Genomic DNA, 26778 nt, shown 5'->3' with positions numbered 1-26778 from the left:
CCGGGCTGGGCCTGGCCATCGTGACGCGCATGGCCGCGGCCCACGGGATTGCGATGCGCTATGCGATGACCGACGCGCGCGCCCGCGTCACACTGGAGTTCGGGCCGGGGCCGGATGCCTGACGCCGCGCCCGGCGATGCGCATCAAGCGACCTTTTGTCTTTCGCGCGGGTCGGGCATATGCTGGCCCGATGGATCAGGGACAGACAGTGCCACAGCAGGATGAGGACGATCAGGGGTCGGTGACCCCCGATCCCGCGGGCCCCATGCCCCCTGCACTGAAAAGCGACACGCGGCAGACCAACTGGCGCCGTGCCAACCTGCTAAAATACAGCGCCCATCTGGCGGTGCAGCGGGCGCTGGCCTCGGGGCAGCTGCAAAAGCGGCCCTGCGAGGTCTGCGGCGCAGAGACGGTCGATGCCCATCACGACCATTATGACCAGCCGCTGGCCGTGCGCTGGCTGTGCCGCACCCATCACGTCAAGCTGCACCATTACGGCGAGGACATGTTCCCCATCGGCAACACGCCCCGGGACCAGGACTGAGGGACGGCCCCGCAGCGGCCCCGCGGCCCCGTCCGGGGCGTCCCAAAGTCCCCGGCTCCCGGGCCGCGGCCGTCACCAGGCGTCATAGGCCAGATACTTGCCCGACATCTCCAGCTTGACGCGGTTGCCTTTGGGGTTGGTCTCTCGGGTCACGGACATCTCGAAGTCGATGGCAGACATGATGCCGGTGCCGAACTTCTCCTCGATCAGCGCCTTAATGGTGGGGCCATAGATGCCCACGATCTCGTACAGGCGATAGAGGCAGGGGTCCGTTGGCACCGCTTGGCTCCAGATCTTGGTGGGCGGTTCGGACAGCAGGTCGGCCGCATAGGCGGGCAGGTCCAGCGCGGCGACCAGCGCCTGCACCTTGTCGGCAGGAAGGGCGTTCATGCCCATGCAGGCCGAATGCATGAAGACCGGCGACATGCCAATGCGCTGGGCGATCCCCTCCCAGGACGGGCCCCGCGTCTTTCTGGCGGCCAGGATCAGGGCGGTCACGTCCTCGCGAGTCAGGATGTGGGTAATCTGGTCTTTCTTGGTCGTCTTCTTGGGGTGAAGGGGGTTACAGGCCCAGGTCGGTCAGGCCAGGATGATCGGCAGGGCGCGGCCCTTGCGGCCAGCGGAACAGGCGGTCGGCATCGCCGATGGCGACATCGTTGATCGAGGCGTGGCGCGCGGTCATCAGGCCGTCCGCGTCGAACCGGCAGTTCTCGTTGCCGTGAGACCGGAACCACCGGCCCGCGGCATCGTGCTATTCATAACAGAACCGCACCGCGATGCCGTCGGGGGCGTGGCACCACAAAGCCTTGATCAGGCGATAGCTCTGTTCGGCCTGCCACTTGCTGACCAAGAACGCCTGCACCTGGTCGCGGCCATGCAGGAAGTCGGACCGGTTCCGCCAGACGGTGTCGGGCGTATAGGCCAGCGCGACGCGGGCCGGATCGCGGCCGTTCCACGCGTCCTCGGCCATGCGGACCTTGAGGATCGCGTCGTCGCGCGAGAAGGGCGGTAGCGGCGGGCGGGTCATTCGGCGATGGCCGCAGATGCGCCGGGACTGGTTCGGTCAGGTCGATGCGCACCGGATCGGGGCGTTGCTCCGCCCCGCCCGGGGCCTGTCCCGCCAGTTCCGCCGACCGCCTGCCCAGGAACCGCACCAGGTGGTTGCGGATCGGATAGTAGTTCGGGTGATCGACGATGTCAGTGCGCGCGCGTGGCCGCGGGATGGTGATCCGAACCGATTTCGCCACCCGCGCAAACGGTCCGTTCGTCATCAACAGGATGCGGTCGGCCAGCAGGATCGCCTCGTCGATGTCATGGGTGATCATGAAGACGGTCTGGTTGGCGCCGCCCCAGATCTTCAGCAGCTCGTCCTGGATGGTGCCGCCGGTCAGCGCGTCCAGCGCGCCGAACGGCTCGTCCAAGAGCAGCTGCTTGGGGTGGTTGGCAAAGGCGCGGGCGATGGACACGCGCTGGCGCATCCCGCCCGACAGTTGGCTGGGCTTGCGGTGGATCGCCTGCGCGCTCAGCCCGACCATCGACAGGTCCCGGGTCGCGACCTCGTCGACCTGTGCGCGGGTCCAGTCGGGATGGCGGGCGCGCACCCCGAAGCGGACATTGCCAAGCGCGGTCAGCCACGGCAGCAGCGCGTAGTTCTGGAAGACCACGCCGCGGTCCAGGCTGGGGCCGGAAATCTCGGCCCCGTCCATGGTCACGACGCCGGAGGTGGTTTGCGCCAAGCCCGCCAGGATGTTCGTGATCGTCGGTTTTCCGCAGCCCGAATGGCCCAGGATCACCACGAATGCGCCCCTGTCTATCCTGGCGGGGCGGTGATGACGGATGCCCAGATGCGCATCCTGGCCCGCGACACCGTGCTGAACGCCATGCGCGAGGCGGGCGGCATGGTGTCGGGCCGCGACGGCGCCGCGGCCCTGCTGGGCGTTGCGGCCACGACGCTGTAATCGCGACTGGCCAAGTACAGCGTGCTGGAGGTGGAGTGTGCGTCCCCGCGGTCCTGACCAGCCTGCCCAAGGACCGGCACCGCGGCCCTGATGGCGCGTGATCATCCAATCCCCGGTGGGGCCCCAACGAACCCCGGGGCGGGCAGGAGCATCACGGGGACATGGCGCCGATGGCTGCCAGCCGGTTCAGGATGCCCGGCCGCGCAAGCGTGCCGGCCGTCAGCTCGCTCTCAAGGTCGCTCAGCGCATCGCGCAATTCGGACAGGCCCAGCAGCGCCACGGACCCGGCCATCCGATGGGCCAGATGCGCCGCATCCGACAGGGTCGCCGGATCGGCCGTCAGGTCATCCAGCCGGGCCAGCCCGTCGTGGAACTCAGACAAAATGCGGTCCAGTATCCTGTCGGCATGCTCCGCCCCGATGTTGCCGGCCAGATGGCGCCGGGCGGCGTCCCTTGCCGGGGACGCGCCGCGCATGGTCGCGACACGATCCAGCAAGGGGTCCAGGGCCTGGAAGGACAGCGGCTTTGTCAGCGTGGCCGACATGCCCGCCGCCTGGAACCGGTCCTGATCCGCAGGCCGGGCATGGGCCGTCAGGGCGATGATCGGCGTGGCGACGTTCGGGCCTTGCGCGCGGATCCGCGTCGCGGCGGTAATGCCGTCCATGCGGGGCATGCTGATGTCCATGAAGATCAGGTCGAACCGCTGCGCCAGCGCGGCATCCACGCCCTGTTGCCCGTCCACGGCCTCGACGACGTCGCAGTTGCGGGCATGCAGGATCTCGCGGACGACCATCCGGTTGACCTCGTTGTCCTCGACCACCAGCACGCGGCGCCGGGGACCGGGCGCGGGGGGCGCAGGGCGGGCGGGAGTTGTCACCGGGCGCGGCAGCGGCTGGTCGGCCAGCGGCACCGTCAGGATGAAGCAGGCGCCCTGTCCGATCGCGCTCTCCACGCGGATGTCGCCGTCCATCAGCCGGGTCAGGCGGCGCACGATGCCAAGGCCCAGGCCCGTCCCCTCGACCGTGCGGCGGAACGACGGGTCGAGGGTCACGAACTCCTGGAAGATGCGTGCGTGATCCTCGGGGGCGATGCCGATGCCGGTGTCATGCACGCGGAATTCGACCAGACCGCGCTGTCGCCGGTCGATGGTGACGGTGATGCGGCCGCCTTCGGTGAACTTGATGGCATTGCCGATCAGGTTCATCAGGATCTGCGTCAGGCGCGCCGGATCGCCAAGGACAGGGCAGGCCGCGTCCCCGATCATCTGCGCCGACAGCGTGTTCCCGCGTTGCCGCGCGCGCGCCTGCAGCGCCTCCAGAAGGTCTAGCACCAGCCTGTGCGGGTCGAAGGCGACCTGCTCCAGCCGCATGGCCCCCGCATCGGCCCGCGCGATGTCCAGGACCGAATTGACATGCCCCAGCAGCAGGGCGCCCGATTGGGCCATGACCTCGGCATAGCGGCGCTGCTGCGGGTTCAGCGGGGTGGCGGACAGCAGGTCCAGCGTGCCCAGCAGGCCGTTCAGGGGGGTCCGCATCTCGTGGCTCATGACGGTCAGCATCTCGTCCTTGGCCCGCTCTCCGGCGACGGCGCGGTCGCGGGCGCGGATCAGCTCATCGGCCTCCTGCACCTGGCGGGTGACGTCGCGCACGAAGGCGATCATGACCGGCCCCCGTTCGCTGGGCGCGCGGGCGACGGTGACCTCGATGGGAAAGATCTCGCCGGACTTGCGCATCGCCGTGGCCCGGACCGGACGGCCCGGATCGGTGGCCGGTGTGGAGATGTCGGCCAGGAACCCCCGCACCTCGGCGCGGGCGGCCTCGGGGACGATCAGGGTCAGCATGTCGGCGCCCAATGCCTCTTCCGCGCCATAGCCATAGATACGCTGCGCGGATTCGTTGAAATCCAGGATGCGGCCGTCGGTGTCGGCCACGACGATGGCGTCGTGGGATGTGGCGATGACCGTGCGCAGCCGTGCGTGCGTCGTGGCGATCCGTGCCGTCTGGCGCCGCGCGCGGTCCGCCATGACTGCCAGCGCCGCGACCACCAACGTCACCGCCACGACCATCATCCCGACAAGCAGGGCCAGGTCGTGCATGGCCGCGGACACCTGTTCGCGCTGGCGGTCGGACTGCCCCGAGAACAGCCGCACCCCTTCCAGCGACGCGGACCGCACCACCGGGCGCAGGGCCGCGACCCGGGCCTGCAGCGTGGGCAGCGCGTCGCGCAGCCGGTCGTCGGACCCGTCGATCAGCGGCACGATGGCGTCCAGCGCGGCCTCTGTCTGGTCCAGCCTGCGGCGGGCGGGGTCGTCCTGACGCAGGGTCTGGAACACGCGTCCGGTCGTCAGCGTCCGCATGCGGGAATAGAGGATGTCGAACCGCGTCCTGACCTCGGCCAGCATCGCGGTGTCGCCGGGCTGCGCGCGGGCGTCGCCGACCGCGACCAGCAGGGCCAGCAGCTCGACCTCTGACTGGGCCAGAGACCACTGGATGCTGTCTGAATTCGCGGTGGCAAGCTGATCGATCTGGCGCCGCGCATCGGCGCTGACGACCCAGACCACGAACCCGCACACGGCGATCGAGACCGTCAGGACGGCCACTGCGACCTGCAGCCGGGTGCGGATGGCGCTCATGGTACCGGGGCGGTGCTGAGACGGTTGAGCTGCCAGATGCTGCGGGAGTAGATCACCTCGGTCTGGTACTGCCGGTCGGCGTCATAGGGATAGACGATCCACAGCGGTCCCTTGTCGCGAACCGACATCTCGCGGTCGTCCATCAGATAGGCCACCAGGGGCACGTCCGGGCCGATCTCGGCCAAGGGTATGCTGATGGCATAGTCGTTGATCGCGGTCGCCGACACCTCTCCTGTGCTGCCGGGGCCGGTGGCGATGCCGGCATTCGCCAGGATGCGGGCCAGCGGGACGCCGGTGAAGCCGTGCACCCCTTCGGTCCAGACGGTCGAGGTGCTGATCTGCGCCTCGCCCAGGGCCTGCAGCGCCGGCAGGTCATAGCTGCGCGACCCGTCCGGGCCGTCGACGCTGAGAAGGGCCGCCTCCTGTGCCAGAGCCGGCCCGGCCAGGGCAAGGGCGGCGGACAGAAGGGTGCCGTGAAGGAATGTGCGAACCATGAGGGTATCCCGATGCAGTCTGGCGATCATGGTCGGAAATGTCGCATGGACGACACAGACACGCACGACATCATTCGTATCGGACGCTATACGAACGGATAGTCCGGTTGTATCCTTTGGCGCAGACGGGCGGGCCATGCGGATACGGGCGGATCGAAGACCTCCGATCATCGGGTATCACGGACCCCGGCAACACAGGCTAGCATGTCTGGCTTGCCGCGTAAGAGGTGAAGTCGTGAAAATTTTACTGGCTGATGACCATGACCTGATCCGAGAGACCCTGGTCCTGTATCTGGGCGCGCAGATCGACGCCCAGGTCGTCGAGGTCGGCGATGTCGCCGGCGCGGAACGGGCGATCGCGCAGGCGGGGGACGTTCCCTTCGATCTGGCGCTGCTGGATTATAACATGCCGGGGATGGACGGGCTGGCGGGACTGGCCGTGATCCGCGGCCTGATGCACCCGCGCCCCGTCGCGATCCTGTCGGGGACCGCCTCGCGCAGCGTGGCGCGGGACGCGATGGCGGCGGGGGCGCGGGGCTTTCTGCCCAAGACGATGAACGCGCGGTCGCTGGCTGCGGCCGTGACCTTCATCGCGTCCGGAGAGATCTTCGTGCCCTACGGCTATCTGGAACAGGACGACCACGCCCCCGTGGGCGAATTGACCGCACGCGAGACCCAGGTCCTGCGCGGCCTGACCGAGGGGCGGTCGAACAAGGATATCGGGCGGCTGCTGGGTCTGCAGGAGGTCACGGTCAAGCTGCACGTCAAGACCCTGTGCCGCAAGCTGGACGCCAGGAACCGCACCCAGGCCGCGATGATCGCCCGCGACCGCAAGATGATCACCTGATCTGACCTGACGAACGATCCGTTGCCGGACGACCCCGCCGCAGGCGGGCTGTCCGGTCCTGTCCGGGCCGCACCTGTCGGTGCCGGTCGCAGGACCTCCCATGCCATCCTTACCAGAGACGGGGCCGCACATGCGTGACTTGACGATCGATCATCCCGACCACCCCATGGCCGCCGACCGCGGCATGTTCCGCATCACCCGCCCCGCAGCGGGCCGCAGCTGCGAGATCCGCCTGCGGACCGGGCGCCTGACCGCGACGAACGCCACCGCCTTTCGCGACCAGGTCTATGACCTGATCGACCAAGGCGAGGATCGGCTGGTCGTCGACCTTGCCGCCGTCGATTTCATAGACAGCACCGCCATCAGCGCGCTGGTGGGCGTGCTCAAGCGCCTGGGCATGCGCGGAGAGATCGTGCTGTGCGGCCTGTCGGGCAGCGTCGCGGGCATGTTCCGCATCACCCGCATGGACAAGGTCTTTCCGGTCTTCGCCGACTGCGCCGCGGCATCGGCGGCGTTGCGGGGGCGGTCGTGATGACCCGGTCCCTGCGCATCGCGGTGCCGCTGCTGGCGCTGCTGCTGCCGTTCCAGGCCGCGGCCCAGGACGGCCCGCTGCCTCAGGCGCTGCAGCCGCTGGCCGACCAGCAGGCACAGCGGCCCGCGCCCCCCTTCGGCCGCCACGGCCCCCTGACAGAGCGCGAGATGGCGATGGCCCGCGCCGCCTGGAGCTATTTCGAGGCCGGGTTCCAGCCCGAGACGGGGTTGGTCAACGCGGTGGGCAGTTATCCGTCGACGACACTGTGGGACACCGCGTCCTATGTCAGCGCCCTGGTCGCGGCATACGAGCTGGGCATCATAGACAAGCGCGACTTCGACCGCCGGGCCACGCTGCTGATCGCCACGCTGCGCAATCTGGACCTGTATCGCGGAGAGGCGCCGAACAAGGTCTACAACACCAAGACCGGGCAGAAGGTGAACTATGCCAACGAACCCGGAGAGGTCGGGTTCTCGGTTCTGGACATGGGCCGCATGCTGGTCTGGCTGCGCATCCTGCGCGAACGCTATCCCTATCTGGCCAACGGCGTCGACAACGTGCCGCTGCGCTGGAACTTCTGCAACATCGTCAGGGATGACGGGCGGCTGTTCGGGTCGGTCGTGTCGGGCGACGGCGACACCCGCTATGTCCAGGAAGGCCGCCTGGGATACGAGGAATACGCGGCCAAGGGCTTTGCCCTCTGGGGGTTCGACGTGGCGCGCGCGCTGGAGCCCGCGCCGCTGGCCTATACCACGATCCACGACATCGATATTCCCTATGACGGCCGCGATCCGCGGGTCTTTCACAACCAGAACTATGTCCTGACCGAAAGCTATCTGCTGGACGGGCTGGAGATGGGATGGGACATGCCCGCAGCAGACCCCGCGGGCCCCGGCGTCGCGTCGCAGGGCTGGCGGGAGGAATTCGCGCACCGGATCTTCCTGGTCCAGCAGCGGCGGTTCGAAAGCACCGGCATCATCACCGCGCGGTCGGAACACCAGGTCGAGGGGCAGCCCTATTTCGTCTATGACGCGATCTTCGCCGACGGCTATGCCCGGAACACGCTGGACCCCAGCGACGTCTATCAGCCCGACCGGGCGGCGGTATTCGCCAAGGCCGCGCTTGGCATGTGGGCGCTGTGGGACGTGCCCTACACCCAGCTGCTGTTCGACACCGTGGCCGACCTGTCCGAAGCCGATGGCGGGTTTTTCGAAGGCCTGTACGAAAACGGCAACGGCGTCATCCCGCTGCAGACCGCGAACAACAACGGCATCATCCTGGCCGCGCTGCTCTACAAGGTGCAGGGGCCGATCCTGCAGTTCGCCAACCCGAACACGACGGTCTGGGACATGGCCTATTCCCAGACCGACATTCGCGCGAACAAGTGCCTGCCCGAGCCGATGCTGCGCAAGGTTCCCTGCTGCACCTGCGGAGATCTGCCGCCGCCGGTCCCGACCATCGCCACCGCGGATTTCATCCTGTGCCGCCCGGTCGAGGGCGAGGACGGCATTGCCGCGACCGATTGCACCACCGGCCCGCAGGTCACGGCCAGGCCCGAACCGCGCGACATGCTGCCGCGTCAGTGCCGCACCGCCGCGGTGCAGCCATGACCACGGGCCGCATGCTGTGGTTCGACGCCAACCGCGTCTGCGCCGCCGCGGGCGTGGTGCTGATCCACAGCACCACCGATTTCGCGGGTCGCCCTTTCCCCGATGCCGGCGTGGCGGAACGCGCGGTGCCCGTCCTGCTGCGCTCCATCGGAGAGTTCTCGGGGTCCGAGATGTTCTTCCTGTTCTCGCTGTTCCTGATGGCTCTGCGAATCGACCGCCACAGGCCGCGCTATCGCGATGCGATCGCGACCCAGGCGCACAGGCTGCTGGTGCCCTTTGCGGTCTGGACGCTGTTCTATGCGCTGTTCCGCCTGATCAAGGCCGAGGCCTTCGGCTATGCCCCGCAATATCTGGCGCAGTTGGCCCAGATCAAGACCTGGGTCGCCTATCTGCTGTTGGGCAAGGCCCAGTACCACATGCATTTCCTGCCCACGCTGTTCGCGATCTTCCTGTTCTATCCGGTGATGCGGCTGGCCATGCGCTATCCGATGCTGGGGGTCCTGCTGGTCGCGACCCTGGGTGCGATGGACCATGCGCAGGGGTTTCTCTATGCGATCGACCTGGCGCCGCTGACGCGCGACTATCTGGTACGGGTCACCAAGGTCTGCGGTTATGTCGGCTATGGCCTGGCGGCCTTCGGTCTCTATTCGCTGTGGAAGGACGGCCTGCCGCGCGGAGAAAGCCGTCTGATCCGGCGCGGCGCGCTGTATCTGGTCCTGCTGGCCTATCTGGCGACGCTGCCCTTTTATGGCGGCGCCCTGCTGACGGGCAGTTTTCCGGTGCGGGCGGGCTGGGATTACTACGGCCACTTCCTGATGCCGCTGCTGGTCTTCTGCGCCTTTCTGGGCAGCCAGTACAGCGACTGGTCGCCCCGCTGGTCGGTCATGGCGCGCTATACGTTCGGCGTCTACCTTGTCCATCCCGCGGTCATCGACCTTTTCGACATCGCGCTGATCAAGGCTGATCTGGCGCCGTCGCCCGCCCTGCTGGTCGTGACGCGGTTCGCGGTGGTGCTGCCGGTGGCCTTCGGGCTGGCCGTGGCGATCGGCCGTCTGCCCGCCGTCGCCTGGACCATCGGCCTTGGCCCCACCCCCTGGGCCGCCCGCAAGGCGCGCCCGCAGCCCGGAGCGGTCCCGGCATGAGCATCCCGTATTACAGTGCCTTCGAGGATCGCAGGCCGCCCGAACCTCTGCCTTACAATCCGCTGCGCGAGGCGCTGTGGCAGTTTCTGGCGGTCGTCACGCTGGTGATCGGGGGCTGGTACATCGCCTGGCGCTGGTCCTCTTCGCTGAACCCTGACGCGCTTTGGTTCGCGGCCCTGATGGCCTTGGCCGAAACGCTGGCCTATCTGGGCCTGATCCTGTTCGTCGCCAACCTGTGGCGCGATCAGCCGGTGACCTGCCCCGACGCGCCCGCGACGCGGGGCGAGGTCGATCCCGCGTCACCGGACCCGTCGCTGCCGATCACCGTCGACGTGTTCTTTGCCACCTATGACGAGGATCCGGAGCTGGTCCGGCTTGGCCTGATCGACGCCAAGGCCATCGCCTATCCCCATCCGATCGACATCCGCATCCACGTGCTGGACGACGGCCGCCGCCCCGCCATGGCCGAGGTCGCGCGGCAGGAGGGGGTGGGCTACATCACCCGCGCCACGAACGAGGGGTTCAAGGCCGGCAACCTGCGCAACGCGATGGAGCAGACCTCGGGCGATTTCCTGCTGATCTGCGATGCGGACACGCGGCCGTTCCCGACGTGCCTGGCCCGCACCCTGGGCCATTTCCGCGACCCACGCCTGGCTTGGGTGCAGACGCCGCAATGGTTCTATGACCTGCCCGAAGGGCGCCGTCTGTCCCAAGTCCTGCAGGCCCGATGGGGCGCACGGGCCGGACGGGCAGGGCGCGCGGTCGAGCGGATCATCGGCGAATGCCGCATCGGGCGCGATCCCTTGGCCAACGATCCGCAGATGTTCTACGACGTGATCCAACGCCGCAGGAACCACGCCAACGCAGTTTTCTGCTGCGGCGCGGGGTCGATCCACCGGCGCGAGGCGGTGATGGAGGCCGCGCTGCGCGCCTTCGGGGCCAAGGTCGAACGCCGCGTGATCGAGGCCGAGGAGGAGATCACGCTGGAGACGCGGGAACGCGGCGTGGCCCCCGATCTTCTGGACGCGATCCGCACCCAGGCGGTCGGCACCGAGATCCTCAGCCCCTACCGCTTTCACGTGTCCGAGGACATCTATACCTCGATCGTGCTGCATGCCGACCGCGACCGCGGCTGGACATCACTGCTGCACCCCTTCGTCGAGACGCGGATGCTGTCGCCCCAGGACCTGATCGGCTGGACCATCCAGCGGTTCAAGTATGCGGGCGGCAGCCTGGACATCCTGGTCAACGACAACCCGCTGTTCCGGCGCGGCCTGACCCTGCGCCAGCGCCTGATGTACGGGGCGACCTTCTATTCCTATCTGGGCGCCCTGTGGAACGTCGTGTTCCTGTTCGCGCCCACCGCCTATCTGTTCACCGGCATCTCGCCCGTGGCGGCCTATTCGTCGCAGTTCTTCCTGCATGTGGTGCCGTTCATCCTGTCGCTGGAACTGGCGATGATGGCGGGCACCTGGGGGATCGCGGGCCAGTCGGCCAAGGCCAGCTACCTGGCGTCGTTCCCCATCGGGCTCAGCGCGCTGTGGACCGTGCTGCGCGGCCGGCGCATCGCGTTCCGTGTCACGCCCAAGGACCGCCAGGCGGGCCGCTTCCTGCATCTGGTCCGTCCGCAGATCGCGGTCGTGGCGCTGACGGTGGCGGGCGTGGCCTGGGCCACGCTGGCGCTGTGGGCCCTGGATACCGGGCACACGGCGACCGGGGTCGTAACGAACGCCCTGTGGGGCCTGAACAACTGCATCGCCATGTCGGGCATCATCCGCGCCGCGCTGTGGCAACCCAACCCATCGATCCCCGAGGAACCCTGATGCGCCTTCGTCAGAACCTGGTCCGCGCGCGCGGCCATATCGTCTTCATCCTGGGGGTCATCGGCGGCCTGATGGTCGTGACCTGGCTGGAGCAGGCCGGCCCTTCGGCCGCGGGGCAGGCCCCGGTCACGCCCCTGGCCGCGATCGAGGCCGCGACGCCGCTGCCGCTGGCCATCCGCGGCGCCTCCAGCGCCGTCGACCTGGACCATGCCGCCATCGCCTGGACGTATTTCAGGAACAACACCGATCCGAACACCGGGCTGGTGCATTCGGTGGACGGCTATCCTTCGACCACCATGTGGGAAACGGGGTCCCTGATCGTGGCCATCGTCGCGGCCGAGCGTCTGTCGCTGATCGATGCCACCGAGGCAAAGGATCGGCTGGCCGCCATCCTGACCAGCTTGGACCGCCTGCCGCTGTTCCAGGACAGCCTGCCCAACAAGGCCTATGACACACGGTCGCTGAAGATGGTCGATTACGCCAATCGACCCATCGATCTGGGTCTGGGCTGGTCGGCGCTGGACGTGGCGCGGCTGATGGCGGCACTGGCCATCGCGCGCGCGGCCCATCCCGACATGGCCCCGGCCATCGCGGCCGCGACCGATGACTGGCGGCTGGACCGGATGGTCCGCGACGGACAGCTTTATGGTGCCAGCGTCGTGGACGCGGAGGTCCGTGAGAACCAGGAGGGGCGCCTGGGCTATGAACAATATGCCGCCAAGGCGATGATGCTGTCCGGGTTCGACATGGTGCGCGCCTATGATCCCGCCGACAGCGCCATGATCCAGCCCGTGATGGGGCAGGACATTCCCGTCGACACGCGCCTGCATCGTGGCCGCACCCCGGCCTTCGTCGTCAGCGAACCCTATCTGTTCGACGGGCTGGAATTCGGCTTTGACGCACGTTCGTCGCGCATCGCGTCCGCGGTCTATCTGGCCCAGCAGGCCCGCCATGACCAGACCGGCCATCTGACCGCGGTGACCGAGACGCATCTGGATGAGGCGCCGTTCTTTGCATATTCGACCGTCTGGGGCGGGGGCGCGCCATGGTCCGTCCTGACATTCCAGGGCGATCGGATCGACAGCCGCCGCACCTTGGCGACCAAGGCCGCCTTCGGCTGGGACGCGCTTTACGGCACCCCCTACACCGCACAGTTGGTCGAGGCCGTGGTCCCCACCGCCGATCCCCGGCGCGGTTGGCCCGAGGGCATCTACGAGGTCGACGGCACCACCAACGCCTCGATCACGGCGAACACGAATGCCCTGGTCCTGGCGGCGCTGGCCTTCAAGGCCGCGGGTCCGCTGCTGCGGGGTGCGCCATGAGGGTGGTCCTGCTGATCCTTGCGCTGGCCTGGCCCGGCTGCGTGGCTGCGGCGCCCTGCGTCGGGGCGGCGCTGGACCGTCCTCTGCCGGGCGCCCTGGACGCGCGACAGGTCAGCGCGGATGTGCCGACCGCGCGGTTTCCCGGCCTGTGGCAGCAGGGCCGTGTGGACGGGCTGACCTATCGGATCTTCGGTGACGGCACGGCGGTCCTGTCCGACGACCCCGGCGCACCGCGATGGCAGGTCCGGATCGAGTGCGCCGCCGCGACCTGCCGGATCACGGCGACCGGCGTGCCCGATGCGGGAGCCGATCGCATTGCCGATGCCCTGGGGCGCTGCCTGATGGGACGGGACGTGACCGCAACCGATCTGCGGCGCGCCGCACCGGCCTTTCCGACCGGTCTGTCCGATGACGTGCCGGATCGAGGTCGGTCTCTGCCACCCGCCGCAGCGCTGGCCACGGCGGCGGGGCAGGCACCGCGCCGCGCGGTGGCGCGATGCATGCCCGACCCGGCGCTGTTCGGCGACACGCCGGCGCAGACGGTGCAGCGGATGCTGCTGGCTGCCGGGCAGGACCCCGGCCCGGATGACGGCGTCCTGGGTGCGCGCAGCCGGGCGGCGCTGCGGGCCGCACTGGGGCCGGGGTCGGATGCGGATGTGCCGCACGCAATCCTGGCGCTGCTGGCCATGCGCTGCGGGGGCTGAGCGATGCGGGGGTTGGGACCTGTCCTGATGGCCACGATGCTGGCGATCTGGGGGCCGGGCGGCGCGCTGGCCTGGCCTGGCCCCCAGATCCTGCGCACCGATGATCCGGCCGTCCCGGGCGCGGTCGAGGTGCTGTCGGACACGCCCAACGCCCTGACCTGGTCGCGCGCGCAGGCAGGCCGGTTGGGCGGCTGGCGCTATCGGCTGTATCCTGACGGGTCGGCGGTGGTGATGCCCGACGGCGATGCGCAGGCGCAACCGCTGCGCATGGACTGCATTCGCGGCGCGGCCTGCCGCATCTGGTCGGGCACGCGTCTGGTGACCCGCATCCCGGCCACGGGCAGCCCCCGCCCGACGGTGCCCGACACAGCGGATGGCGAGACGCTTGCCCGCCATCTGGCGCTGTGGGTGCTGGCCGGTTCGGGGTCGCAACCCCGCGCCGTGGTGCCCGTGGTCGATGCCATCGCGCCCCGACCTGCGGCACCCGCCCGCCGTCACCGCGACCATCCGGCGCCGCCGCTGGCGCGGGACGGGTATCGGCTGACCATGTTGCCCGCAGCGTTCCTGCCGTGTCGCGGCACCGCCTGCACGGCACCGCTCCGCCTGCCGCCAGTGTTCGACCAGGCCCAAAGGCCGCGGACGACCTGCGCCGTGACCGCGGGGGTTGCGCTGTCAACGCAGGGCGAAGGCGGCCCGGGGCCGGGGCGCGTCACCCTGGGATGCGGCGCACGGCTGTCGGATCGTGTGACGCTGAACCTGGGTGTGACCGGACGCGGCGGGGCAGGGCGGAACCCCGACCTGAGCTATGCCCTGACCTGGCGCGCGACGGACCGCCTGTCGCTCAGCTATGCCAGCAGGTCCATCCGCATGGACGGGTCCTGGAGCGGTCTGCTGGACGGCAGGCTGCGGGCCGAACTGACCCTGCCGCGCATCCCCCTGCCTGCGGGACGGGGGGCCGATTGCCGGATGCGCGTCACGCTGCCCGATCCGACCCGCGATGCGCTGGTCCTGTCCTGTGGCCTCAGGCTGACCGAGCGGCTGTCCCTGGGCGTTTCGGCCCATGCCTATGCGTCGGGGGTGCAACGGCCGTGGGACCCTGATTACACCTATAGCGCGACCTGGAAGGTGACCGACCGCCTGCGCGTCGGCTATGGCAATTACGCCGCCAACCGGTTTCCCTGGAACCGGGGCGACGGGCCCGGCGCCGGGCTGCGCGACGGCACCCTGTCGCTGACCTACGATCTGTCCTTCTGAGAGAGCCCGATGACCCGCATCCGCCTTGTCCTGCTGACCCTGCTGATGGCTATCGCCCCGCCCACCGTGTCGCGGGCCGAGGTCCGGATGGGAGAGACGGTCTTCAGCCCCGTCCTGGGGCGTGCGCTGTCCTACGACATCTACCTGCCGCCGGGCAGCGAAGGGGGCACGCGTGCCTATCCGGTGCTGTACCTGCTGCATGGCGGCGGGACGGGGCAGCCGTCGGACTGGTTCACCCTGGCGGGGATCGACCAGGTGCTGGACCGGCTGATCGCCCAGGGGCGGATCAGGCCCCTGATCGCGGTCGCGCCCGACGGTCGGCGGCCGGATGACGGGCCGGCCAGCTATTTCCTGGACGATGCGGACGGGGCCGCCCGGTGGCAGACCGCCTTTCTGGATGAAGCGATGCCGGGGATCGAGGCCCGTCACCCGGTGCTGCCCGGACGGCGGGCGGTCATGGGCATTTCGATGGGCGGGTTCGCCGCGCTGGTCTATCGGCTAGAGCATCCCGACCTGTTCGCCGGGGCCGCCGCCCTCAGCCCGGCGTTGCGCACGGACGAACAGCTGCTGGCCTTGTCGCCGGGCGACTATGCCGACCGTTTCGCGACCCTGCTGGGCCCGGATCTTGAGGGTGCGGCGCGGCTGACCGACCGGTGGGCCGCGTTCCGGCCCGCAGCGATGGCCGCGTCGGCGGATGCGGCCCGGCTGGCACGCATCCCGTCGATCCATGTCCAGACCGGGTCGGATGACAGCTTCTTCGAGGGCACGGCCCAGCTGCACATCGCCCTGCGCGATGCGGGCATCCGTCACCGTTTCCGTGTGATCGAAGCGGGCCATGACTGGCCCGCATGGCAAAGCATGCTGGAGGACGCGCTGCTGCATGTCGATGCCGTGCTGTCGCGCGGCTATGGCGAATAGGTGCGCCTAATGCGCCGGGACGTGGGCGTCGTGATCCTGCCGCGCGTCGCCCGATCCGCCTGTGCGCCGTTCGTGGCGCAGCAGATCGCCCCGCCGCCATTCCTCGTAGCGCAAGCGCGTCGACGCGCTTGCATGGCTGCGCAGGGCAGGGGCGTCCTTCCACAGGTCGAGGGAATAGGGTGTCATCAGCAGGCTTTCGACCCGGTTGCGCGCGGTCAGGATAACCGAATGCACCGGCAGCAGGATGTGGTGATAGTCGATGGGCCCATGATCGGGCCGCGCCACGGCGCGCCCAGCCTCGGCCAGATGCCTGGCCTTGGCCCAACGCCCACGCCACAGGATCCGGTGCAGCGGAGAGAACAGCTCTCCGTTCAGGTCAACGGGGCAATCCTGGGGGGGCTTCCCGGAACAGTGCCGCGCGCCCGTCCACAGCACCGGCTGGCGTCCGTCGGTCGTCATGATCGCGTCGCCCGCGCGGACATCGCGAACCGCGATCACGCCTGCGCGGGCGACGTCGACCTGCACGTCCGGTCCGAAACAGGGCGCCGCTGCCTGTCGCTGCGGGGCGGGTGCGATGTCATAGGCGCCGTTGCCGACCTGGAACGTCTGCGGCAGCGTGGCGAAGGAGCGGTCGCCGTTCGTGATCATGATCGGCCCGATCCAGGGCGACCCCGCCGCGGGCTGCATGACCGAGGTGTTGATCCGGGCATAGTGATCCCCCAGCCCCGACAGATCGCCCTGGATATTGGCGGTCTGGCCGGGGTTCATGGGCCGGTATTCCGCCACCTGCCGGCCCGACCCGTCAAAGACCTTCATCCCGGTGATGCCGCTTCTGCCGGTCAGCTCGGTCCCCGTGTCGTCGATGGCCGTGATCTCGATCCGGTGGTCCTTGGCCCACATCTGGCGACCCCATTGCACCGTGGCCGTGCCTTGCGAGGAGTTGGTGCCGACGGCGGGATCGACGATCAGCTGATCGCCCCGAATGCTGAACGTGATCACGGGAATATCCTTCTGCAGGGTTTTCCCGACCCTTAGGGATTTGCATGTTCTGCAAGGTTAACATCCCGCGCGACGCAGGCCTTTTTTGCCGGTCGTGGTTGACCGGGCGTTAACGCCGGGCGGTCCTGCCATCGTGTGCCAGAAGTCCGGCGCGGGCCGCGCCGGGAGCCGGAATGCCGGAGTGATCGCGCGCGGCCGGTCTGGGGGATGCATCCGGACCCGCGTCGGTTCGGCGCACCTGATGGCTGCATGGCCCGATTCATGCCCCCGCGTCATCCTCCCGGATCGCCGTGCGAATGTCGGGAGCGGTTTTGGGCGGGCGTGCCAGCCGCATCACCCGACGGTCAAGGGCCACTCACGACCGTGCCCAGTCCGATCGGACCGGGCACGGTGTTCCGTTCCAGCGGCGGCCGTGGAACCGCGGCCTATTGCGCGGCGCGCATCAGGCCTGTGGACCAGAACAGTGTTTCGCCGGAACTGTCGTCGGTGCCGTCATTGTCGGTGACCACCCAGCCCATACCGGCCGCGTCGACGGCGAACCCCTCGACCTTGTCCAGGACATAGCCGTTCTGCGCCTTGAGGTCGGGGATCAGGTCGCGGACCAGCTCCTTGGTCACGACGGGCAGGGGGTCGTCCAGCCCTGCGGGCACCATCTCTGACAGCGGCACGCGGAACAGCGCCTTGAGCACGGCGGCGTCGCCGATCAGGTTGTCGCGTTCGATCAGATAGGCCCAGTCACCGTCGATGGCGATTTCCGAAAGGCCCGTCCAGCCGTCGCCCGCAGGGTCCAGCGGATAGGCGACGGCGCCCCAGTCCTGCGTCAGCAGGTCATAGGAGACCAGCTTGACCTGGCCGGCGGGGTCGTCGCCCCATTCGCGCTGGACGGCCATCCACAGGCGGTCGCCCTGCCGGGCGATCCCCTCGAACCCATAGCGGTCCTCGTGGGCCAGCAGCTCGGCGGGCAGGCCGATCTCCTCCTGGATCTCGCCCTGGGCGTCGACATGGATGATGGCGTGGGGGACCAGGCGGTCGCTGCGACCCTCGGACGCCAGCCAGAAGCCGCCCTGACCGTCGGGCGTGATGCCCTCCAGGTCCAGCTTCTGCGCCGGGTCGCCGTTTCGGGTCACGATCGTCTTGGCGGCGATCCGCGCCGGTGTCCGCGTGGCGTCGATGGCATGGATCGCGGCCTGCGCGCCATAGGCGCTGTCCGACACGGCGAACAGCTGGCCCGGTGCGTCGCCCGCGGCCAGGCCCGACAGCGCGCCCCATCCGATCAGCCCGTCCGCGCCCTCCGCGGTGATCGTCGGATAGCGGGGGGGACCGTCGGTTGCGCCGAACAGCATGACGTGGGCGCGCGCGCCGCCCTCTGCGCCCAGATCGGCCTCGTTGGCGGTGACCAGCAGGTCGCGCGCGGGCAGGGCCACGATGCCTTCGGGGCTGATGCCCGATGGCAGCAGTTGCGTCAGGCGGGGCGCCGCCAGGTCGCTGACATCGTAGACGCCGATCAGCGATCCGCGTTCCGAGACGACGAAGACATGCGGGATGCCGTCAAAGGTCGCGACCTCGATCGATTCCGGTTCGACACCCTTGGCGTCCGACCGCTTGTCGGGATAGTGGCCCGCCCGGATGACCGCGTGTTCGAAGCGGCTGCCCGAGTCGTAGACGACCGTGCCGTCGCGGTGAAAGATGCTCCATCCGCGCGACCCGCCCTGATAGTCGCCCTCGTTCGCGGTGGCGAAATGGTCGGCGTCGATCCACTTGACCGCATCGGGTTCGCGGGGAACGTCCGTCAGCGCCCCGTCAAAGGTCAGCGCCCCGTCGTCGCGCGTGTCGATGCCGTCAAGGCTGACCGTGCCGGCGCTGAAATGCGCGGCGATGGTGCCGTCCGCGCCGATCACGACGACATGGTTGTTTTCCTGCAGGGTGACGACGATCTCTCCGGCGGCGTTGATGTCGACATATTCCGGCTCGGGGTCGTCGGGGGCGATGTCCGCCAGACCGGTCAGGTCGATGCGGGTCTGCCCGTCGCAGTCCAGCGTGCCGTCGGTGACGGCCAACGTGACCACATGGCCCGCGGGCATCTGCGGCAGGGCACCGTCGTTCAGGTCCTCGTCGCGCTGGTTCTCGATCGCGACGGCCAGAAAGCTGCCGTCATCGGCACGGGCGACCGCATCCGGCTGCCCGCCCAGGTCGCAGGATGCCAGCACCGCGCGGGTCTTCAGGTCTAGCACCCGCAGCAGCCCCGAGGGTTCGGTGAACGAGGTCGACGTGTCCACGCCCACATACACCCGGTCGCCGATGATCACGGCGGTGGTGGGTTCCCCGTCCATCGGCACGGTACCCAAGGGCAGGGGAGCCGCCGGGTCGGTGATGTCCACAAAGCCCAGCACCCCAAGCGGGCTGTCGGAATAGACCAGCGTGTTGCCATCTTCGGAGGCCGAGATGATCTCGGCCGAGGTCGGGCGCGACCGGTCCTCTCCCGCGGTCATGTTGTCGGGCGTGGCGAATGTCGCGATCCGGTCGAAGGTGGTCTGGGCCATCGCAGGCATGGCCGTGGCCAGCGCGACGGCCGAGGTCAGAAGGGCAAGTCTTTGCACCGTGGAATCCCCCGTTTTGGTTCGGGGTCCTCTTTGATCACGGTCGGTGACGGCCTTGCGACAGTCTGATGGCGCTTGTGCGACAGGGGTTGGGCGGTCACGGCCCGTCCGGCGGCGGCGCACGTTCCGGGCCGACCGGAGGGGGGGCGCCGGTAAAGCCGGCCATGTGGTCGTCCAAGGCGCGGCCGAACGCATCGCGCCCCGTCCCGCGTGCGACATAGGCGGCCAGGTTGCGATAGTCGTCCAGCATCCCGTCCGCCATCCGCAGGACCGACACCATCAGCAGATCGCCAGGCCCGAATTCGCCGCCGAACCAGTCCGCCGTGCCAAGCCGGTCCGACGCCTCGTGCAGGCGTTCGTCGATGCGGGCCATGACCGCGGGCAGGCGGGGGGCGGACCAGGGCGCGTCGGCCTCGAACAGCGTGGCCATGGCGTGGTCCATGAACGGCGGTTCCAGCGTGTTCAGGGCGGCGAATGCCCATTCCAGCTGCATCGCCCGCGCCGCCGCCGTGCCTGGCATCAGGCCGGGGAAGCGTTCGGCAATGTGCCAGACGATCGCACCGCTTTCGAACAGGATCAGGTCACCGTCCTCCAGCGTCGGCACCTGGCCGAAGGGCTGGCGCGCCCGGTGCGGCGGCCGCTTCTGCGCGCCTTGGGACAGCAGGCGCACGGCATAGGGCTGGCCCACCTCCTCCAGCGCCCACCGGACGCGCAGGTCACGGACCTGGCCCCTGGCGAAATCCGGAACCCAGTCGAAGGCGGTGATGGTGATCGCGGCCGCGGGATCAACCGGCATGGCGGCCCCCCGCATCCTGCATGTCGGGGGGGCCGTCCCGCGTCGCGGCGGGGTCCATCCACACCGTCTCCCACCCGTGGCCGTCGGGGTCGTCGAACGCACCGCCATACATGAAGCCCTGGTCCTCGACCTGACGCGTGTCGTGCCCGCCCGCCTCGCGGGCGCGGCGGTGGATGTCGTCGACGGCCGCGCGGCTGTCGAAGGTCAGGCATAGAAGCACGCCCGACTGGGTACGGGCGTCAATGATGCGCTTGTCGGTGAAGGTGGCGTAGAAGGTATGATCCAGCAGCATAACGTGGATCGCGTCGGACCAGACCATGCCGCTGGCCTGTTCGTTCGAGAAGGCCTCGTTCTTTGTAAAGCCGATCGCCTCGTAAAAGGCGGTCGCCCGCGCCACGTCCGTGACGGGCAGGTTGACGAAGATCATCTGGGTCATCGATTCGCTCCTCCTGTGCTGTTGACAGGATGGGGGTGATTGGTTACCTGAGGCAACCATGAAGTTACAAAAAGAAACCATCAGGCCGGAACCTGCCCATGGCCGCTGGTACGACGATGCCTGCGGCAGCGCCTTCGGCATGGAATTGCTGGGCGAACGCTGGACCCTGCTGATCCTTCGCGAACTGATGTTCGGGCCGCGCCGGTTCACCGACCTGCGCGCGGACCTGCCCGGCATCAGCGCCAAGATCCTGACCGAACGACTGGCCGGGATGGAGCGCAGCGGCATCCTGGCCCGCATCACCCTGTCCGACCCGGTGCCCGCGCAGGTCTATCAGCTGACGCCCTGGGGCCGGTCGGCCGAACCCATCCTGCAAGAGATCGGGCGGTGGGCTGCCGCCTCTCCGCTGCATGACCCGACGCTGCCCCTGTCGGCAGCGTCCTTCATCATGTCCCTGCGGACCATGCTGGATCGCCAGGCGGCCGCGGGGCTGTCCCTGACGGTGGCGATCACCATCGGCGGATCCTCCTTTGGCCTGCGTCTTGAACAGGCCTGTCTGCACGTCACCCGCGGGCTTCCCGACGCGGCCGATCTGGTCTTCGAGGCGGATGCGGCACCCCGTATGGCCGCGCTGTTCTATGCCAAGGTCGCACCTGAAACGGCCGGCGTGACCTGCAGGGGCGCGGCTTGCGACCTGCGCAGGTTCATGGACCTGTTCAATCTTCCGGAAAAATCCGCCCCGCCGAATGTTGCGGATTGATATGCAAAGTGACCGGGCTCGATTGCGAAATGACGGCCGAAACTGCCAATATATATATATTGACGTATTGTGACGGTGGTTAATGGATAAATCCGCCGTTTGAGACTGCGGCGAGAAACTAATAATACAAATAGACTACAGCACCTTAGCACCGCGCGACGCCCGCTGTGGTTGTCTGCGCAATCTTTTTGCGCGCGGGCCGGTCGATCGCGGGACTGTTGTCACAGTCACGGACATGTCTTATTCCCGCAATCGATGCCGAACCTGTATGCTTTTCGCAATATTATCGTGCGAACGATTCAATTTCCGGTCGGTGCGGTGCGGCACGATGAATGATGCCCGTTTTGACGCATGGAGTATTTAATGAGCTGTTCCCATGACCTGCCGGTGCGCAACCTTGTCACGTCGGCGATGAGCATGCGGTCTGTCATGACGGAACGGACGTCGACGACCCGCCCCGTTGGAAACGTCTAGGACCGTGGCATATTGCGACCACAAGGATGATCAGGTGAATTTCAGCCAGTTCCTTTTCCACACGTCCTTTCCGTTCGACGATCTGCGTCGGTCCGCCCTGCACAGCGCGATGGGCGCCCCCACCCGATCGTGGCCGGCTTCCGGCCTTTGGGATCACCTTCAACGATCGGCAAGACCATGACCGGCGCTGCAACGTGGAGGCACGCATCCATCGCGGATGGCAGCCGGTTTGACGCGATTGTCGTGGGCTCTGGCGCGGCAGGTGGCGTCGCCGCAACCGCGCTGGCCGAGGCGGGGATGCGCGTGGCGGTCCTGGAGGCCGGTGATGCCGGGCCCGGCCGCATCAACCCCGTGACCAAGGCCCTGACGGCCGTGGCCCGGTTCCTGGACAGGACCAGGGCCGAAAGCCGGATGCCGCCCAGCCTGGCCCGCTTTGGCGAACGCGCCTTTCGACTGTTGGGCCGCGCTCGCCAGCCGGTCCAGTCGCGTTGCTTTGCCTGGGCGATGGCCCCCAACGTGCTGGTCGACGACCGCGACTGTCCCTACCAGACCGAGGATGGCAGCCAGTTCCTGTGGTTCCGCGCCCGCCAGCCGGGGGGGCGCATGACCGTTCCCGGCCATGGGCGCCAGTATTATCGTCTGTCCGGCATGAAGTCGGATGGCTCGAACAGCGCCGACAATGCCTGGCCCTTCGCGCTGGAGGATGTCGCCGACTGGTACGGATGGGTCGAGGACAAGCTGCAGTTGCGCGGCGGCGATCAGGCCGTTCCCGGCCCGGACACCAGCCGCCTGGCCGGTGTCCTGCAGCCCACCCCGTCCGAGCAGGCGATCATTGGCGCGATCCGGTCCAGATGGCCGCGGGCACGGCCGGTGCTGGGCAATTTCGCGCCGCCCCTGTCATGGCTGGACATTGCGGCCGGCACGGGCCGCATGGCGTTCCAGGCCGGCGCCGTGGTGCGCCGCGTCCTGAAGGATCCGTCGGGCGCGGTCAGCGGGGTCGAATGGATCGACGGCCGCACGGGCGCGGTCCGGACCGTCCACGCGCCGGTCGTGTTCCTCTGCGCCTCGGCGATCGAGAGCACGCGCATTTTGCTGCTGTCGCGGTCGGTGGGCGATGATGCGGGCATCGGGACGGAATCGCCCGCCCTGGGCCGGCACCTGATGGACCATGCGGTCATGAGCGGAACCGGATATCGCGCCGGATCGGACGACGTCCTGCCCGAACAGGCAGAGCCAGGCCGCTGCATCCACATTCCGCCCGACCCGTCGCTGCATCCGTCGATCAGCATGCAGATCCATGTCCATCCCCGTCCCGACGGGGCCGCGCGGGTCGACATCGTCTCGTTCGCCGAGATGCTGCCCGACCCGTGGAACCGGGTGACGCTGTCGCCGTCGCAGACCGACCGGTACGGCATCCCGGTCCCGGTGATCCGCTTCCGCCATTCGGCGGAACAGCGCGCCCTGGCGGACCGTCAGGCGCAGATCATCCGCGAGTTGTCGGCGGATATCGGTCTGACGGACGTGATTGTGAACACCGACCTGTCCCCCGGCGGCACCAGCGTGCATGAATGCGGCACGGCGCGGATGGGAACCGATCCCGCGACATCCGTCGTGGACATGCACAACGAATGCTGGGACGTGCCGGGCCTTTATGTCACGGACGGGGCGTGCTTTCCGCGCCAGCATGTCCACAACCCGACCCTGACGATGATGATGCTGACCGCACGCGCCGCGGCGCATGCGGCCGCCCGCTGATCAGCGCTGGCCCGCAAGCTTGCGGGCCACCATCGCCATCAGCGGGGTGGGATAGCGCATCCCAAGCGTGACGATGCAGGTCCGGTCCAGAATCTCCAGCGTGCGGGCGCACATGTCGGGCGTGTATTCGATGTCGCGCTTGGCCCAGGCCCAGGGGTTCATCTTGGGATGGAAGGTCCGCTTATTCAGGATCGGCTCCCAGTTGGTGTACAGGTGCTTGGAGCTGTCGCGCAGGCGGTTGTGCACGCCCCGGCGGCCGGTCAGCTCGATCGCCTTCTCTCGGGTCGGGGCCAGGATCGACAGGCTGACGGCCGATGCGGGATCGTTGTGCGGGGTGACCCTGAATTCGCTGCTGTGCTGCAGGATATCGGCCAGGACGGCGCGGCGCTTTTGCATCCGGCGCAGCATGGGGACCACCTTCTTCAACTGGACGCGCAGCATGGCGCCGTCCATCTCGGTGACCTTCATGTTCATGCCGACGAATTCGGGCTCGTTCAGCCGGTCGCCGTGCTGGCGTACCATCGATCCCAGATCGTGATAGCTGCGCGCGCGGATGAAATAGCGTTCGTCGCTGGTCAGGACGGCCCCACCTTCGCCGATGTTCATGTTCTTCATGCGGTTGAAGCTGAACACGCCCAGATCGCCGATCGCCCCGCAATGCCGGTCCTTGTATCGGATGCCCACGGCCTGGGACGAATCCTCGATGACGATCAGGCCATGTTCTTTGGCGATCGCCATGATCGCGTCCATGTCGCAGGGCGCGTTGACCATGTGCACCGGGATGATCGCGCGGGTATAGGGGGTGATCTTGGCACGGATGTCCTCGGGGTCCATGGTCAGCGTCTCGTCGATGTCGACCAGGATCGGCACGGCCCCGACCTGCACCGGCGCGGCGGCGGTCGCCATCCAGGTATAGGCCGGCACCAGCACCTCGTCGCCCGGACCGATCCCGGCGGCGGCCAGGGCCGCGACCAGCGCGCTGGTCCCCGAATTCACGGCCAGCACATGCGCGGCGCCGGTCTGGGCGGCCATCTCGCGTTCGAACAGGGCCGTCCGGCTGGCCCCGCTGTCATAGCGCAGCAGGCTGCCGCTTGCGATGGCGCGGCCGACCGCGAACCACTCTCTCAGACCGACGTCAGGCACTGTCCGCTCCGTATGCGATGGGCGCTGGATTGCGCGCCGTGCACCATCCCGCGCCAGGGCCTGCAGGGCAAGGGGAAGATGCCGAATCCACCCGGTTATCGATGCTGCGGCGGCCCGTTCCGCCCCCCACAATGGCGTGATTCAACTTGCGGTGGCGAGGCGGGGCCGTCGCACAGCGCGGGCGGGCCTGCCCGACTTTGGTGGCAGCGCGGCGCGGCCCGGCTGGCCATGATGGGAAAGCCGCTGCACCATCTGCAAGCAATCCGAGGGGCGCTCATGGACGATCATGCTGATGTCGATCTGGCCCGCGCCAGTGTCAGGGCCGTGGCCGACGACGTGGCGGGGACGCTGGTGGGCCACGACTGGCTGGTCGAACGTCTGCTGATCGCGTACCTGACCGGCGGCCATGTCCTGCTGGAGGGGCCGCCGGGCATCGCCAAGACGCGCGCGGTCAAGCAGCTGGCGGCGCGTCTGCCGGGCGAGCATGCGCGCATCCAGTGCACCCCCGACCTGCTGCCGTCGGATCTGACCGGCAGCCAGGTCTTCCGTCCCGAGACCGGCGGCTTCGACTTTCTGCCCGGCCCGGTCTTTCACAACATCGTCCTTGTGGACGAGATCAATCGCGCGCCCCCCAAGGTCCAGTCGGCCCTGCTGGAGGCGATGGCCGAAGGGCAGGTCACCACCGGCGGCGTGACACGCTCCCTGCCGCATCCCTTCATGGTCGTGGCCACCCAGAACCCGATCGAGCATGAAGGGACCTTTCCGCTGCCCGAGGCGCAGATGGACCGCTTTCTGCTGCACCTGCGGCTGGACCTGCCGGGCGCCGAGGACGAACGCGCCATCCTGGACCTGGTCGAGGCCGAGGGCCGGGGCAGCATGGCGGCCGTGCTGTCGCAGGTGACGGCCGCGGACCTGGATCGCGCGCGCTTGCAGGTCGCGGGGGTGACGTTGGCCCCCGTGCTCAAGGATTTCATCATCAGGCTGGTTTTGGCGACGCGGCCCGGCGGGGTGCTGGCAGAGGCGGTCGAACACCCGGTCTCTCCGCGCGGGACGCTGGCGCTGGCCGCGGCGGTGCGCGCGCGCGCCTGGCTGCAGGGCCGCGATCACGGCCTGCCCGAGGACGTGCAGGCCCTGGCCCCCGATGCCTTGGCCCACCGGCTGGTCCCGAACTGGAAGGCCGCCAGCGAAGGGCAGGACGGCCGCCGTCTGATCGCCGAGGCGCTGCGCCAGGTGGCCCCGTGGTAGGGGCGCCATGAGCGGCTGGCGGTCCGCGCCCGGCATCGCCCTGACGCTGGAGGCGCTGGTCGACCTGCAGGCGGGGCAGGGCGCCATGCCCCGGCAGCGACCCATGGCACGGCGGGCGGGGGTCATGGCCTCGCGCCATCCGGGCAGCGGCATGGACCTGAGGGAGATCCGCGCCTATGTCCCTGGCGACGATCCGCGCCGGATGGACCCTTCGGCCAGCGCGCGCACGGGCGTGCCGCATGTGCGCGCCCTGCACGAGGATCGCGACGACATCACGCTGCTGATCGCCGATCTGCGCGGGCCGATGCTGTGGGGCACGGGCGACGCGCTGCGATCGGTGCGCGGCGCGCGGCATCTGGCGGGGCTTGGCTGGCAGGCGGTGGCGCGCCAGGGTGCAGTCGGCCTGATCGTCGCCGAAGGGGCGGGGGTCCGCGTGTTGCCGCCCGCGATCGGCGCGGGCCATATGCTGACCCTGTGCCGCCTGCTGGTCGACCGCCATGCCGCCGCCCTGGCCGATCCCCCCGGCACGGCGCCCCTGACCGAGGCGCTGTCCCTGGCCGCCCGCACCGCGCCGACGAGTGCCCATGTCGTCCTGGCCACCCTGCCCGATGGCTGGCAGGGGGCCGATGCCGCGCTGTCCCGCCTGGCCCGCGGCCGCCGGGTGGAGGTCGCGCTGATCCTGGACCCGCTGGAGACCGCGCCACCCGCCCGCCCGCTGCCGGTTCGACAGGGCGGCGCCACGCGGCTGCTGCGTCTGCAGCCCGCCGATCTGGGTGGCCAGACTGACCGCCTG

The 26778-nt window shown here is 68.8% G+C and carries 23 protein-coding genes and 2 pseudogenes; 15 read left to right on the top strand and 10 right to left on the bottom strand.

The annotated features are described in order from the left end of the window. Nucleotides 1-208: 208 nt before the first annotated feature. The gene (locus TW83_RS13025; RefSeq protein ID WP_204245752.1) at nt 209-544 is read left to right on the top strand and encodes a hypothetical protein; all 336 of its coding nucleotides are present in this window, start codon (nt 209-211) and stop codon (nt 542-544) included. Nucleotides 545-616: 72 nt separating this feature from the next. Here TW83_RS13025 and cynS read toward each other — a convergent pair whose 3' ends face one another. The 3 genes and pseudogenes from cynS to TW83_RS22035 all read right to left on the bottom strand — a co-directional run. Next, nucleotides 617-1042, bottom strand: coding sequence for a cyanase (gene cynS / locus TW83_RS13020; protein ID WP_239441337.1), 426 nt, complete (start codon nt 1040-1042; stop codon nt 617-619). A 64-nt stretch (nt 1043-1106) separates the two neighbouring features. Then, nucleotides 1107-1571 (bottom strand): annotated as a pseudogene (locus TW83_RS13015) (nuclear transport factor 2 family protein). Between the two features lie 391 nt (nt 1572-1962). Beyond that, a pseudogene (locus TW83_RS22035) lies at nt 1963-2358 on the bottom strand (ATP-binding cassette domain-containing protein); the annotation flags it as partial. Nucleotides 2359-2373: 15 nt separating this feature from the next. On the opposite strand from TW83_RS22035, the gene TW83_RS22265 reads away from it, so the two are divergent. Further along, entirely contained in the window at nt 2374-2502 is a 129-nt protein-coding gene (locus TW83_RS22265; RefSeq protein WP_255352795.1) for a hypothetical protein, read from the top strand. A gap of 151 nt (nt 2503-2653) precedes the next feature. On the opposite strand, the gene TW83_RS13005 is transcribed toward TW83_RS22265, so the two are convergent. Next, nucleotides 2654-5134: an ATP-binding protein gene (locus tag TW83_RS13005; RefSeq protein ID WP_052714873.1), complete on the bottom strand. Its 2481-nt coding sequence runs from the start codon at nt 5132-5134 to the stop codon at nt 2654-2656. After that, nucleotides 5131-5628 carry a molybdopterin-dependent oxidoreductase gene (locus TW83_RS13000; RefSeq protein ID WP_045983204.1) on the bottom strand — a complete coding sequence of 166 codons (498 nt, stop codon included), beginning with the start codon at nt 5626-5628 and terminating at the stop codon, nt 5131-5133. Before TW83_RS13000 ends, TW83_RS13005 begins: the two co-directional genes overlap by 4 nt. Before the next feature lie 235 nt (nt 5629-5863). On the opposite strand from TW83_RS13000, the gene TW83_RS12995 reads away from it, so the two are divergent. The 9 genes from TW83_RS12995 (at nt 5864) to TW83_RS12955 (ending at nt 15780) form a co-directional block, all read left to right on the top strand. Next, nucleotides 5864-6475, top strand: a complete 612-nt coding sequence (locus TW83_RS12995; protein WP_045983203.1) for a response regulator transcription factor — start codon at nt 5864-5866, stop codon at nt 6473-6475. A gap of 130 nt (nt 6476-6605) precedes the next feature. Continuing rightward, nucleotides 6606-7007 (top strand): STAS domain-containing protein, encoded by a 402-nt coding sequence (locus tag TW83_RS12990; protein ID WP_239441336.1) that lies wholly within the window; start codon nt 6606-6608, stop codon nt 7005-7007. Further along, nucleotides 7007-8617 (top strand): DUF3131 domain-containing protein, encoded by a 1611-nt coding sequence (locus TW83_RS12985; RefSeq protein WP_084697462.1) that lies wholly within the window; start codon nt 7007-7009, stop codon nt 8615-8617. Before TW83_RS12990 ends, TW83_RS12985 begins: the two co-directional genes overlap by 1 nt. Continuing rightward, a complete protein-coding gene (locus TW83_RS12980) occupies nt 8614-9759 on the top strand; it encodes an acyltransferase (protein WP_045983208.1) in 1146 nt (381 codons plus the stop codon). The genes TW83_RS12985 and TW83_RS12980 overlap by 4 nt, the downstream gene beginning before the upstream one ends. Further along, nucleotides 9756-11582, top strand: coding sequence for a cellulose synthase catalytic subunit (locus TW83_RS12975; protein WP_045983202.1), 1827 nt, complete (start codon nt 9756-9758; stop codon nt 11580-11582). The genes TW83_RS12980 and TW83_RS12975 overlap by 4 nt, the downstream gene beginning before the upstream one ends. After that, nucleotides 11582-12904, top strand: coding sequence for a DUF3131 domain-containing protein (locus TW83_RS12970; RefSeq protein ID WP_045983201.1), 1323 nt, complete (start codon nt 11582-11584; stop codon nt 12902-12904). Before TW83_RS12975 ends, TW83_RS12970 begins: the two co-directional genes overlap by 1 nt. Beyond that, entirely contained in the window at nt 12901-13608 is a 708-nt protein-coding gene (locus TW83_RS12965) for a hypothetical protein (protein WP_157001567.1), read from the top strand. The genes TW83_RS12970 and TW83_RS12965 overlap by 4 nt, the downstream gene beginning before the upstream one ends. 27 nt (nt 13609-13635) lie before the next feature. Further along, entirely contained in the window at nt 13636-14862 is a 1227-nt protein-coding gene (locus tag TW83_RS12960; RefSeq protein ID WP_157001565.1) for a hypothetical protein, read from the top strand. A gap of 9 nt (nt 14863-14871) precedes the next feature. After that, nucleotides 14872-15780: an alpha/beta hydrolase-fold protein gene (locus TW83_RS12955; RefSeq protein WP_045983198.1), complete on the top strand. Its 909-nt coding sequence runs from the start codon at nt 14872-14874 to the stop codon at nt 15778-15780. A 6-nt stretch (nt 15781-15786) separates the two neighbouring features. Here the strand turns inward: TW83_RS12955 and TW83_RS12950 are convergent, their stop codons facing one another. The 4 genes from TW83_RS12950 to TW83_RS12935 all read right to left on the bottom strand — a co-directional run bounded on the left by TW83_RS12950 (nt 15787) and on the right by TW83_RS12935 (nt 20608). Beyond that, the gene (locus TW83_RS12950) at nt 15787-16779 is read right to left on the bottom strand and encodes a Hint domain-containing protein (RefSeq protein WP_045983197.1); all 993 of its coding nucleotides are present in this window, start codon (nt 16777-16779) and stop codon (nt 15787-15789) included. Between the two features lie 425 nt (nt 16780-17204). Beyond that, nucleotides 17205-19328 carry an esterase-like activity of phytase family protein gene (locus TW83_RS12945; protein ID WP_045983207.1) on the bottom strand — a complete coding sequence of 708 codons (2124 nt, stop codon included), beginning with the start codon at nt 19326-19328 and terminating at the stop codon, nt 17205-17207. 145 nt (nt 19329-19473) lie between these two features. Then, a complete protein-coding gene (locus TW83_RS12940) occupies nt 19474-20172 on the bottom strand; it encodes a glutathione S-transferase (RefSeq protein ID WP_045983196.1) in 699 nt (232 codons plus the stop codon). After that, the gene (locus tag TW83_RS12935) at nt 20162-20608 is read right to left on the bottom strand and encodes a VOC family protein (RefSeq protein WP_045983195.1); all 447 of its coding nucleotides are present in this window, start codon (nt 20606-20608) and stop codon (nt 20162-20164) included. The genes TW83_RS12940 and TW83_RS12935 overlap by 11 nt, the downstream gene beginning before the upstream one ends. A 58-nt stretch (nt 20609-20666) precedes the next feature. Here TW83_RS12935 and TW83_RS12930 point away from each other — a divergent pair, with 58 nt between their 5' ends. Both TW83_RS12930 and TW83_RS12925 read left to right on the top strand, forming a co-directional pair. Then, nucleotides 20667-21368, top strand: a complete 702-nt coding sequence (locus TW83_RS12930) for a helix-turn-helix domain-containing protein (RefSeq protein ID WP_045983194.1) — start codon at nt 20667-20669, stop codon at nt 21366-21368. 651 nt (nt 21369-22019) lie between these two features. Beyond that, on the top strand, nt 22020-23597 hold the full coding sequence (locus TW83_RS12925; protein ID WP_045983193.1) for a GMC oxidoreductase: 1578 nt from the start codon (nt 22020-22022) through the stop codon (nt 23595-23597). On the opposite strand, the gene TW83_RS12920 is transcribed toward TW83_RS12925, so the two are convergent. Continuing rightward, a complete protein-coding gene (locus TW83_RS12920) occupies nt 23598-24740 on the bottom strand; it encodes a DegT/DnrJ/EryC1/StrS family aminotransferase (protein ID WP_045983192.1) in 1143 nt (380 codons plus the stop codon). A gap of 276 nt (nt 24741-25016) precedes the next feature. On the opposite strand from TW83_RS12920, the gene TW83_RS12915 reads away from it, so the two are divergent. After that, nucleotides 25017-25985 carry a MoxR family ATPase gene (locus TW83_RS12915; RefSeq protein ID WP_045983191.1) on the top strand — a complete coding sequence of 323 codons (969 nt, stop codon included), beginning with the start codon at nt 25017-25019 and terminating at the stop codon, nt 25983-25985. Nucleotides 25986-25992: 7 nt separating this feature from the next. Then, on the top strand, nt 25993-26778 hold a 786-nt coding region (locus TW83_RS12910), incomplete at its 3' end, for a DUF58 domain-containing protein (RefSeq protein WP_052714872.1).

It is taken from the genome of Paracoccus sp. S4493 (genome assembly GCF_000967735.1).
In the GTDB taxonomy this organism is placed as follows: Bacteria; Pseudomonadota; Alphaproteobacteria; order Rhodobacterales; family Rhodobacteraceae; genus Paracoccus; species Paracoccus marcusii.
The sequence above is the reverse complement of the archived record's forward strand: the minus strand, read 5'-3'. Positions and strand labels throughout refer to the sequence as shown.

What these genes read in the sequence shown, in the direction of transcription:
- TW83_RS22265 (WP_255352795.1), top strand. Translation starts at nt 2,374, where the DNA reads ATGACGGATGCCCAGATGCGCATCCTGGCCCGCGACACCGTGCTGAAC.
- TW83_RS13005 (WP_052714873.1), bottom strand. Translation starts at nt 5,134, where the DNA reads ATGAGCGCCATCCGCACCCGGCTGCAGGTCGCAGTGGCCGTCCTGACG.
- TW83_RS13000 (WP_045983204.1), bottom strand. Translation starts at nt 5,628, where the DNA reads ATGGTTCGCACATTCCTTCACGGCACCCTTCTGTCCGCCGCCCTTGCC.
- TW83_RS12990 (WP_239441336.1), top strand. Translation starts at nt 6,606, where the DNA reads ATGCGTGACTTGACGATCGATCATCCCGACCACCCCATGGCCGCCGAC.
- TW83_RS12985 (WP_084697462.1), top strand. Translation starts at nt 7,007, where the DNA reads ATGACCCGGTCCCTGCGCATCGCGGTGCCGCTGCTGGCGCTGCTGCTG.
- TW83_RS12980 (WP_045983208.1), top strand. Translation starts at nt 8,614, where the DNA reads ATGACCACGGGCCGCATGCTGTGGTTCGACGCCAACCGCGTCTGCGCC.
- TW83_RS12975 (WP_045983202.1), top strand. Translation starts at nt 9,756, where the DNA reads ATGAGCATCCCGTATTACAGTGCCTTCGAGGATCGCAGGCCGCCCGAA.
- TW83_RS12970 (WP_045983201.1), top strand. Translation starts at nt 11,582, where the DNA reads ATGCGCCTTCGTCAGAACCTGGTCCGCGCGCGCGGCCATATCGTCTTC.
- TW83_RS12965 (WP_157001567.1), top strand. Translation starts at nt 12,901, where the DNA reads ATGAGGGTGGTCCTGCTGATCCTTGCGCTGGCCTGGCCCGGCTGCGTG.
- TW83_RS12960 (WP_157001565.1), top strand. Translation starts at nt 13,636, where the DNA reads ATGGCCACGATGCTGGCGATCTGGGGGCCGGGCGGCGCGCTGGCCTGG.
- TW83_RS12955 (WP_045983198.1), top strand. Translation starts at nt 14,872, where the DNA reads ATGACCCGCATCCGCCTTGTCCTGCTGACCCTGCTGATGGCTATCGCC.
- TW83_RS12945 (WP_045983207.1), bottom strand. Translation starts at nt 19,328, where the DNA reads ATGCCTGCGATGGCCCAGACCACCTTCGACCGGATCGCGACATTCGCC.
- TW83_RS12940 (WP_045983196.1), bottom strand. Translation starts at nt 20,172, where the DNA reads ATGCCGGTTGATCCCGCGGCCGCGATCACCATCACCGCCTTCGACTGG.
- TW83_RS12935 (WP_045983195.1), bottom strand. Translation starts at nt 20,608, where the DNA reads ATGACCCAGATGATCTTCGTCAACCTGCCCGTCACGGACGTGGCGCGG.
- TW83_RS12930 (WP_045983194.1), top strand. Translation starts at nt 20,667, where the DNA reads ATGAAGTTACAAAAAGAAACCATCAGGCCGGAACCTGCCCATGGCCGC.
- TW83_RS12925 (WP_045983193.1), top strand. Translation starts at nt 22,020, where the DNA reads ATGACCGGCGCTGCAACGTGGAGGCACGCATCCATCGCGGATGGCAGC.
- TW83_RS12915 (WP_045983191.1), top strand. Translation starts at nt 25,017, where the DNA reads ATGGACGATCATGCTGATGTCGATCTGGCCCGCGCCAGTGTCAGGGCC.